The organism is Pedobacter sp. 01T416_2 (genome assembly GCF_056398925.1).
The window spans coordinates 1-2,161 of the sequence record NZ_JBFTQI010000911.1; the positions used below are offsets into that span (position 1 = coordinate 1).

The following is a 2,161-nucleotide window of genomic DNA, read 5'->3' on the forward strand; positions in this document are numbered from 1 at the left end:
TGGTACACCTATGGTCGCATTTGTAAATGCTAAACAATGGGTTCTCGGGTGGCGGAAATGCGTTTTCTCTGTGTAATTCGGCTAAATTTTTATAGTGTTTCATCCCTTTGAATAGTAATTAACTACAAGCTACACAATTACCCCATACAGCTTGTAGTTAAAGGTTTTAAATGATTTATTAATGACCGTGCGCATCGGCCGCTACCTCAGCCCATTCATCAAATTCAGCCAAACGTTCTGCATAAACCTGTTTAACATTTGGTAGAGCCACTTTACCCAACAAGAAGTGTAAAGGAGGTTTAGGACTGTCGATCAATGCCAATACAGCGGGTACTGTCGCTTCTGGTTTGCCCCAACTATCGGGTGTCGAAGCATCAAAAAATGCTTTTTTAACTGGCGCATATACTTCTAGCGGCGCTGTTTGGAAAGCTGAAGCACCCGACCAATCGGTAGAAAAACCATTTGGCTCGATTAAACTTACATTAATGCCAAAACCTTTTACTTCCGTAGCCAAGGTTTCACTTAAGCCGTTAACCGCATATTTCGAGGCATTGTATAAACCCAACACAGGCAAAGTCACCAAGCCCAGGAAGCTAGAAACCTGGATAATGTGCCCGGCTTTTTGTTCGCGCATTACCGGAACAATTGCTTGTGTTACCCACAGCAGACCAAAAAAATTGGTTTCCATTTGTGCACGGGCCTGTTGTTCAGTCGTTTCTTCTATGGCACCAAACAAACCAAATCCTGCATTATTGATCAATACATCAATGCGGCCAAAATGCTGCTTAACTTTTCCAACTACGGCAAAACAGGCGTCTCTATCGTTTACATCCAATTGAAGCGGCAACACAGCATCGCCATAAGCTTCTATCAAATCATTTAAATCTGCTGTATTTCTTGCGGTTGCAGCTACTTTATCGCCACGCTCTAAAAGGGCCTTTGCCCAGATTTTACCAAAGCCACGTGAAGCACCGGTAATTAAAATTATTTTCGACATTTTTTTCTTTGTTAAATATTGATAACAAAGGTATTGTAGCGCGGTAAGACCAATTTATACAAAACACGGGACTATTAGCACATTTTAAGGTTTAGCTAAATTATCAGTTTGAATATTTAACAATAACCCGAAAGATTATCAATCTGTTGTAGCGCTTATGGATGTTTTTACGTTTTATGAGGAACCATTAATCTAAAAACCACTCACCTATGAAAAACCTACTTTTTCTTTTTGTAGCCTTTGCACTTGTTTCATGTAAAAAATCGGAAAGATATGGTCCGCTGAACTTAAAAAACGGACAGGAAGTTGAACTGCTGGTAAGCCCTCGTTATGCTGCAGATAATGATGTGCTTTTAAAGTTACCAGGCAATGTAGATGCAGGCGCCTCTCTTGTAGGTTTTGACCAAAGGGAACCTGGTTATTCTTATCGCGTTAAAGCCAGATTCAACCGTGATAAAGAGCCACTTCAAGACGGACCTGAATACTACTTTATTTTCGAAAAGATAATTAGCAAAGAGCAATACAAAGGAACTGAGTCATTTCCTGTTCAGCTGATTACCTCATATGTACCTGGCGGACCAGTAATAAGACTAAGCAAAACAGGAAATAATTATTATATGGTTCCAGATAAGTTACAGCTCACTTATGAAGACAGTACCGTACAGAACGAACTTGAAGAAATCTGGCTAAATGTACAGGAAATCCGTGCAAACTGGCAAAAAGGACAACGGCCAAAATGGAAGGCCATTAAGGCAACAGTGGTACAGGATCCGCAGAAATTTGGGAAGGCCTACCTGGTACAACAGATACAATTCATCGATTAACAAAAAATACAAAGAGGCTGTATCATAAATTGTAATTTACTTCGAGTTTGTCACGTTGTCCAAAGGACTCCTACGGAGAGCCTGTCGAAACGCTTTTTAAGAGATTAAAAAAGGTCCTTCGACAAGCTCAGGATGACAATTTATGATAAGCCACTTTTGCTTTCAAGTAAAAACCAAGATATTACTTAGATACTGTAATTAAATGATTCGGTTTCGATTAACCCACGGTGCTGCATTTCAGTCCAAAAGGCTAAGGGCAGCTTTTTTGCGGCAAGGGCAACATTGGCGGCAACTTTCTCAGGTCTTGTGGTATTCAAGGCAATACTTTTCACTCCAGGAA

Annotated in this window: 2 protein-coding genes; one reads left to right on the forward strand and one right to left on the reverse strand. The window is 40.3% G+C overall.

Annotation, left to right across the window (positions count from 1 at the left end):
* Positions 1–178: 178 nt before the first annotated feature.
* Positions 179–997: an SDR family NAD(P)-dependent oxidoreductase gene (locus AC1DPQ_RS25740; RefSeq protein WP_477579694.1), complete on the reverse strand. Its 819-nt coding sequence runs from the start codon at positions 995–997 to the stop codon at positions 179–181.
* Between the two features lie 209 nt (positions 998–1,206).
* Here AC1DPQ_RS25740 and AC1DPQ_RS25745 point away from each other — a divergent pair, with 209 nt between their 5' ends.
* A complete protein-coding gene (locus AC1DPQ_RS25745; protein ID WP_477579696.1) occupies positions 1,207–1,821 on the forward strand; it encodes a hypothetical protein in 615 nt (204 codons plus the stop codon).
* The last annotated feature ends 340 nt before the right edge of the window (positions 1,822–2,161 follow it).

Excerpts from the sequence above, each read along its gene's own strand:
- AC1DPQ_RS25745 (WP_477579696.1), top strand. The coding sequence starts at position 1,207 with ATGAAAAACCTACTTTTTCTTTTTGTAGCCTTTGCACTTGTTTCATGT.
- AC1DPQ_RS25740 (WP_477579694.1), bottom strand. The coding sequence starts at position 997 with ATGTCGAAAATAATTTTAATTACCGGTGCTTCACGTGGCTTTGGTAAA.